Source organism: Bacteroidota bacterium (genome assembly GCA_016718825.1).
In the GTDB taxonomy this organism is placed as follows: Bacteria; Bacteroidota; Bacteroidia; order J057; family JADKCL01; genus JADKCL01.
In genome coordinates this window covers 1-7,662 of record JADKCL010000054.1, presented here as the reverse complement: position 1 = coordinate 7,662, position 7,662 = coordinate 1, and the positions used below count along the sequence as shown (strand labels likewise).

At 55.8% G+C, this 7,662-nt stretch carries 7 protein-coding genes; all 7 read left to right on the top strand.

Annotated elements, in window-relative coordinates; genetic code table 11:
• The first annotated feature begins 344 nt into the window (after positions 1–344).
• The 7 genes from IPN95_28250 (at position 345) to IPN95_28220 (ending at position 7,645) form a co-directional block, all read left to right on the top strand.
• Positions 345–608, top strand: a complete 264-nt coding sequence (locus IPN95_28250; protein ID MBK9453220.1) for a hypothetical protein — start codon at positions 345–347, stop codon at positions 606–608.
• A gap of 953 nt (positions 609–1,561) precedes the next feature.
• Entirely contained in the window at positions 1,562–2,368 is an 807-nt protein-coding gene (locus IPN95_28245) for a hypothetical protein (protein ID MBK9453219.1), read from the top strand.
• On the top strand, positions 2,284–4,266 hold the full coding sequence (locus IPN95_28240; protein MBK9453218.1) for a hypothetical protein: 1,983 nt from the start codon (positions 2,284–2,286) through the stop codon (positions 4,264–4,266). The genes IPN95_28245 and IPN95_28240 overlap by 85 nt, the downstream gene beginning before the upstream one ends.
• Before the next feature lie 68 nt (positions 4,267–4,334).
• The gene (locus IPN95_28235; protein MBK9453217.1) at positions 4,335–4,784 is read left to right on the top strand and encodes a hypothetical protein; all 450 of its coding nucleotides are present in this window, start codon (positions 4,335–4,337) and stop codon (positions 4,782–4,784) included.
• Positions 4,785–4,801: 17 nt separating this feature from the next.
• Positions 4,802–6,340 carry a hypothetical protein gene (locus tag IPN95_28230; protein MBK9453216.1) on the top strand — a complete coding sequence of 513 codons (1,539 nt, stop codon included), beginning with the start codon at positions 4,802–4,804 and terminating at the stop codon, positions 6,338–6,340.
• Positions 6,341–6,447: 107 nt separating this feature from the next.
• Positions 6,448–7,017: a hypothetical protein gene (locus tag IPN95_28225; GenBank protein MBK9453215.1), complete on the top strand. Its 570-nt coding sequence runs from the start codon at positions 6,448–6,450 to the stop codon at positions 7,015–7,017.
• A gap of 163 nt (positions 7,018–7,180) precedes the next feature.
• A complete protein-coding gene (locus IPN95_28220) occupies positions 7,181–7,645 on the top strand; it encodes a hypothetical protein (GenBank protein MBK9453214.1) in 465 nt (154 codons plus the stop codon).
• Positions 7,646–7,662 lie beyond the last annotated feature (17 nt).

Here is a 7,662-nt window from a genome sequence, read left to right as displayed (position 1 = left end):
GGTGCAGGCGGGATTTATGGACACCTCGGGCACAGATTATAATGCCGCACTTGCAATCCTGCAGGGACAGCTGATAATCGATTGAATTCAGCTAGGGTTGGCTTAGTACTGGGGTTGGTTTCGTCGAATGATGTTCTTGACTACAGTGATGGTGCCTATTTCTGGGATGGTGCTGTATACCTGAATAACCCAGCAACTTACCCCAATAATTTTTTCAACAAGGAGGGTCACGGCACTTTTGTAGGTACATCAAGCAATCTGATAACCTTTTCCCATGTAAAGCAAATTGGTGCAACAATATTCATGAAGTATAACCAAGGACTCTATCCCAATAAAACTTGGCCATGAGTGAAATGATAAAGATATTGTTATATGTTATTCTTGCAACTTGTTTCTACCCTACCCTATTGGACGCACAGATGGTTTTGATACCCCAAATTGAAGTGGTGGAGGTTCCAGTCGTATCAAGGGAAGCCGATACTTGGGAGTTCAATGTGAACAACGTTGGTGATTTTTGCATCGATAGTAGAGGGATTATTGATTCACCAATCATTATTTTCAAAAATGATACTTTTCCTTATCCTTTTCGCTTACCACTCCCTATCTGAATTCCGTAAAATACCATAGAGTATCTAGATTTGATGAATACATATTCATTGAATCATTCCCAGTAGGTGCCAGTGGATTGAGTGCAAATGTTGTCAATGTTGCAGTAATTCATGCTAGGAAAGGAAAAGAGATTACTATTTCTTCCTATAGTTCCTTCTTTGGTGGCGTAGAGCTTGTCAGGAAAGATCGTTCTCACTTGGCAGTATCAATCGTACAGTATATGGGAAGAACATCGCAAGGTGACTTAGTTTGCGTTTATGAATTTAATATGGTATCAGAAATTTGGAAGGCAAGCAAGCGCAATGTTCCATGGAGTGGTATTTACAGCGGCGGTGCCACAATCGTGAGGAAGGATCAGGTTTGCGAATGTCCAATTAAGGAGAACCCTATTGTACATTAGTAGGTAATGGGTCAAAATATCTGCCGGGCTTGTTCTTTGACATAAAGGTCCGGTAATCTATGAAATTATTGTCGAGGATAGGCCACATGGGCCTAATCCGTATACCACCAAGCACTAAAAGCAACCGAGCATCGTGGTCCTAGGCGACACCATAGAGGTGGACAAGGTTGCATACAGGGAATACTTTGGGCTTTTGGAGGAAAATGCAGAAATCGCTGACAGGCTGGTTGGGTCACAAGAGATAAGGGATAGTTTGATGTTGGTCATGTGCACTGGTTATAAGATGGGCTCTGGGGGATGGGGGCGTCTTCTGAGTGAAAAGTGAAAATGGCCAAGCGGCCATCATTGGAGGCAAAATATGGAATGCAATAACATCCTATTTAGGTTGGCAGGTTCAAGGGAGCCCGGAATGTCGCATTGCACAAAGGCCCAAATGCGCCTCGGCCTATCGGCCTTTTTGGCTGTGTTGCTTCTGTTTTCGAATGGCAGCCTGTTCGCCGGGTCGGTGACCTATGTGAAGCCGATTGCAAATGCCAATCTAACCGCGGGCACGTGGTGACGTTGAGCGACCCTACCTGGGTGGATGAGTTCAACAGCCCGGGGGACTTTGCGGTGCGGCGGGAGAATCAGGTGCGGTTGATCTATAGCCGTGATTCCTTGAGTGATGTGGACGGGGCCAATTGGACTTTGAGTGTCAACTATACGATTTTCTTTACGGGTCAGCCTCAGTTGCAGCCTGTGACCGGGACCTTGGCCATCGGGCATACTTCGTCGTTGCATGATTACCAGGCTGCGCAGGTTTACGCGCCCGGGTCTCATACTGTGCGGGTGCGTTTGAACTCGGTGACGGTGGGCGGGACTACGCCTTTTCCGGAGGACGTGCACATGGAGGTGGTGACGGTGACCGAACGCTATCGGAAGCTCGACATTGCGCAGCAGCCTGTATTGAATTTCAATTCCACGACGGGGGTTTTGAGCTGGAATTACGTGCCGGGGGCCGAGGAGTATGATTTGGAATGGGCCTGGGTGGATTCTGCATCGGGCCTGGATTCGGCGGGTGTCTTCAAGCGCGCTGCGCGGGTGAACATGCCCGGGAATTATTATTTGCCGCAGCTCAATTATCGTGCGGGGACGGTTTGGTTTCGCGTGCGTGCCGTGGGGCGTTTCATCGACATGGGCAATGACTGGACCTACAGGAGGTTTGGGGCCTGGTCCGATGCTGCAAGTTGGGAGATCGACGGGACCGACTGTTTCGAGCGGTACCGCAACCTGACGTGGACTACGAGTTTTGCCGAGGACGGGAAATTCAAGAAGGTGGTGACGTTGTGGACGGAGCCGGGAAGACGCGGCAAAGTGTGACGCAATTGAGCAGCGACAGCACCTCGGTGGTGGTGCAGACGGAGTATGACAACGAGGGCCGGGGGGTTCTGACGACGATTCCCATCCCTGTGGCCGGGATTGACCTGCATTACCGGGATTTGCTGAACACGACCGCCGGGGGTACGTTGGCCTACGAACCCGGCGACTTCGATGACATCCTGATGACCAATGCGATGGCCGTGAACAGCGGTTCTGCGAACTATTTCTCTTCTTCCAATACCTTGGGCGGGATGCACCGGGATTATATTCCTAATGCGCAAGGGTATCCCTTCACCGAGACGGAGTTCATGCGTGACGCGACGGGCCGCGTGGCGCGGCAAAGCGGGGTCGGGTACGATCACCGGTTGGGGTCGGGGCATGAAACGCGGTTTTTCTATGCGGATGCGTCTGCGACGCAGTTGCACCGGATGTTCGGGGGGAATGTGGGGAAGGCGAGCCACTACATGATGAAGATGAGCGTGGATCCTAACGGTCAGCTGGGTCTTGCCTGGCAGGATCAGGAAGGGCGTGTGGTTGCCACGGCGCTGGCGGGTGATACCCCTGCCAATCTGGTGGCCTTGGATGACCTGCCCACCGACACGGTCACGGAGAACCTTTATGCCAACAACCGGATCGATACCCTGGAGGGTTTGAGCCATACGCAGCACTCTTCCCGAACGAAACGCCTGGCAAGCTGTATAGTTTCTACTATGCGTTTACCGGGCCCAGTGGCGCTGGGCTGCATTTGCGAGGAATGCTCCTATACCCTGGAGATCTCGATCCGCGGGCCTGACGGGCGGTTGGTGGACCTTGACAGTGCAAGCGGCGGTCCGACGGATACCATCCTGACGGCCACTTACCCCGAGACGGGGGCCGGGTGTCCGAATCCGTCGCATTCCGCCGAGATCCGTTTCAGCGCCAATTTTGACGAGATCGGGGCTTATCGGTTGGAGAAGAACCTGCGCTCGGTGCCGGTGGATTTGGACGCATTGCTGGATTCGCTGGAGGGCTGCGGGCCGAATCTGCAGGACATCATCGATGAATACATTTCGGAAATCGATACGACGGTCTGCGATGTGGACTGCTATAGCCTTGTGCCGATCTGGGTGAGCCCGGATACGGTTCCTGCCCATGTGATCGGGCAGGATACGCTGGACTCGCTTTGCAACGGAGCCTTTTATATCACGGGGGCCGATATCGCACAGATCGAGTGTGGCTCGATCTACCAGCAGATGTGGCAGGCTTATGCGCCGGGCGGATGGTTGCATGACTCGTTGGTTTGGGCCGGGCTTGCCGGCGACTCCACGCGCATCGACAGCTTGGTGCGGACGCACAGGGAATGGTGTCATTACCGGCAATGTTTGGCGGATACCGGGAGCCGGAGGTTTGATATGATCATGGCTTCGCTTCCTACCTTTAGCAAGGCGGTGCAGTACCACTATTATCCCAGCCCGACTGACAGCCTCATGGATCCTTGGTTCCAGACCACCTTTGGCTCCGGCGGCGACTTCAGGTGGCTTTTTCTGGACTCACTTCTTGACGATGCCGGGCATCCTTTCCAGGACGATCCCGACTCTGCCATCATCAACCATTTCAACCCGGACAACGCCGACCTCGACCCCTCATGGTATGCCGGTTGCGGGGGTGATCCCGACTGCGAGGATACTTTGCGGCATTTCTATACGCGGGGGGCCTATTTGACAGCCAAGATCGGCTTGCAGATTCAGCTCATGGAGGATTCGTTGGGCTGTCCCTATTACCAGGATGCATACGATCGTCCACAAGCCTGCGATGTCGGCGTTTGCGATGGAGGACATCGGGGCTACAACAGCTTCGTGACCGCAGGGGAGTGCAATGTCGCCTGTGCGGCCATGTGGCGCTTTGGGTGGCGGAGCTGACCGACAGTTGTCCGGCGCTGGATGAGCGGGACTCGCTGGCCTTGATCGATGCCTTGTTTGACTACTGCATGGGGAGTTGCCAGGATGGGAACCCGTCCGGGCTGTTGATGGATGAGGCGATCACCTCCGGCGACCTTGCCGCAGTGGTCGCGATCCTGGGCGGCTCCTGCGATCAGTTCCTGGACAGCATCGCCGTTCCTGACCCCTATATCTATACCGACAGCCTGGGCGATACGCTCAAGACGCTTTGCACGTTTTGGGATCCCTGCTTTACGGCGCTGGTGGATGTGATCAATGAAAACTGGGCCTACGGGGCATGGCCCGGGCAGATCGCCATCTCCGACTACCCTGTGTTGCAGTGGTGCTACCCGGGTGACTCGCTGATTGTGGTCACCGATACCTCGGTGGTGCTGGTGGACACCAACAATGCAGTGAGTTGTCAGGTGCTGTATTTGGTGGACGCCAACGGGACGGCGATTGCGATGGACTCGGTGAAGTTCTTGAGGTGCCCGGGCTGAACGTGAATCCCGTGGGCTTGAACCAGAGCTTCGTGCTGGGCGGGGAGACCTTCGACTATCAGCACATCGAGCTGGAGGTGACCCTGATGACCGCCGACAGCACCGACAGCCTGGTGCAGGGATTTGTGTATTCCTCGTGCGATTCGTTTCTGGTGTGGCAGGACAGTTGCCTTGCGCCGCAGATGCCGCTTGACTCCGCATGGCTGCTGGCGGACAATCCCGAGGCGACGCACGACAGTTGCGTTGCAGCCTTGGTGGCAATTGCGACGCAGAATGCGACCAATGCCTACCAGAACCAATACAATGCGTATATCAATGGGCTGTTGCAGTCCTTGTCGCGGGCCTGCTTCTCTTCGCCGTTCCGGGAGACTTTCGAGGTGCGGCACTTGCCGATGTACTACCAATACACGCTGTACTATTACGATCAGGCGGGGACACTGGTGCAGACGGTTCCGCCCGAGGGGGTGGAACTGCTGGACGCTGTTGCGGCCAACCGCTGGGTGGGGGGGTATGCGGACCCTGCGGTGGATACCTGCGCGCACCGGCTGCCCACACGGTACACATACAATACATTGCAGCAGACGCGTAGCGCGGTGACGCCCGACAAGGGCCTGACGCGGATGTGGTACAACAGCAAGGATCAGGTGCGGCTGAGCCGCGATGCACGGCAGGTGGCGGGGAACGATTATGCATACGTGCGGTATGATGAATTGGGCCGCACTGTGGAAAGCGGTCAGGTGGAGGGATTTGGCGGCTCCATTACGCAGGCGGTTTTGGATGATTTTGACTTTCCAGGGCGGGCATCGCAGACGCTGACCGACATTGTCTCGACGACCTTCGACACCGCGACGGGCCTGAACCAGGGTGCACTGATGAATTTGAACCTGCGGACGCGGGTGAGCGCGGTGGTGCGGGAGGACAGCGAAGGGGATACCGTGGCTGTGTGCCTGTACCGGTATGACGACCACGGGAATGTGTCGCGTACGCGGACCGACCTGCGGGGGCTGGGGATACAGAACCTTGACTATGACTACGAGCTGGTCTCGGGCAATGTGCGCGAGGTGCGGTATCAGGACGGGTTCCGGGACTTCTTTGCGCACCGTTACAGCTATGATGCGGACAACCGCTTGACCAAGGTGCGGACCTCGCGGGACAAGCTGTTTTGGGACCTGGACGGGCGGTATTTTTATTACAAACACGGGCCGCTGGCGCGGTTGGAGGTCGGGCAGGACCATGTGCAGGGACAGGATTACCTGCATAGCATCCATGGGTGGATCAAGGGGGTGAACATGCCGGGGGATTTCTCCGGGTTGAACGAGCCCGGGCGTGACGGGGATGTGACCGCCGGGGCCAACCTGGACCGCTGGGCGGCGCAGGAGGCTTGGGGACATGGGCATCTTCGAGTACCATTACAACCGCGAACCTGGCAGCGGGAATTTGCTGGACAACAAGCTGTGAAGGTGGTGCGGGACGGGGTTTCCGGCACGTTGCGGACATGGACATCGACGATCAGGCGGGTGATTCGGGAATCCGGATGTATTCAATTACCGCTATGACGCGATCGGGAACTGGTCGCGACAGCCGGAGACATATTGACACCATCCTTTGGGACTTGCAGGAAAGGTGCGGGCTGTGATCCGCGAACAGATGGCGGAACCTTGGGATGCCGGATTTGTACTTCTGGTATGACGGGATGGGTCGCAGGATCCACAAGCAGGTATTGCAGCCCGTGGAGGATGCGGACCCCGATACGACGGACACGTGGTATGCGCTGGACCCGCAAGGGAATGTGATGTCGGTGTATGAACAGACGCGGGCGAGCGGCTGGAAGCATACGCGGGTGAAGGAGTTTCCGATCTATGGTGCCGACCGGTTGGGGATGGTGACTGCCAACTTGCTGCTGCGGAGTGAGTTGATGAGCCTGGGGCCTGTATTTGATCCATCTTGGACGTACCGGGCGCTGGTGGTCGGAGAGGTGATGTACGACAGCCCGAAGTGGAAGGACCCTGCCGATCCTGATCAAAGTGAACGGAATGAGGGGGAGTACGTGGTCTTGGTGAACAATACTGACCGTAGGCTGCCGCTGAGCTACTTCTCGTTGGTGGAGCTGCTCTCTGGGGATACCGTGGTGTTGGACAGTGCAGATACCTTGGAGCCTCAGCAGCGGATGGTGTTGGCTTTTACGGATAAGGAGCTTTTGGTCGCCTGGCTGATGCCGCCTGAGAAAACATGAGGCAGGGACTCCAAGTTTTCAGTCCTGCGTACAGATGGACATGGCGCTGCCTGACAAGGGGGACTCGTAGCGGTGTTGTATCAGAGCCCGGTGGCGATTCGCTTGAAGTGGACCGGTTGCCTATGGGGAATACTTTGGACTTGCGGCGGAAAATGACGAAGTTGTGGACAGTCTCATCGACTCTTTGGAGGTGAGGGTTTTGACGTCTGTTTTGCGGAGGGGATTTTCTCTGGACCCAGTTGTCGTGGGTGGCGGGCCTGTGTATCATGGCGGTGGTGTGGTCGGGCAGTCTGACCCTGCGGTGGAGCCTTTGCCCTTGCCTGTTCCTGGAGTCGGGAGCTACCTGTTGTCGCGCGGGGGGAAGCGGTATGAGTTGAAGAATCATCTTGGCGACATCGTGGCCATGGTCTCGGACTTGAAGTTGGGCATTGAGACTGGTTCCCCTGACTGGATTGTTGAGTATTACGAAGGGATGTGGCTGGATGCAGGACTACTATCCTTTGGGATGGAGATGCCTCAGCGGGGATATGTGAGCGAGGAGTATCGTTATGGGTACAATGGGAAGGAGAAGGACAATGAGTGGAATGGAATCGGAAGCGATGCTCGACTATGGGTTCAGGGTCCATGATCCTAGGTTGGGGAGGT

Excerpts from the sequence above, each read along its gene's own strand:
- IPN95_28250 (MBK9453220.1), top strand. The coding sequence starts at position 345 with ATGAGTGAAATGATAAAGATATTGTTATATGTTATTCTTGCAACTTGT.
- IPN95_28235 (MBK9453217.1), top strand. The coding sequence starts at position 4,335 with ATGGGGAGTTGCCAGGATGGGAACCCGTCCGGGCTGTTGATGGATGAG.
- IPN95_28225 (MBK9453215.1), top strand. The coding sequence starts at position 6,448 with ATGCCGGATTTGTACTTCTGGTATGACGGGATGGGTCGCAGGATCCAC.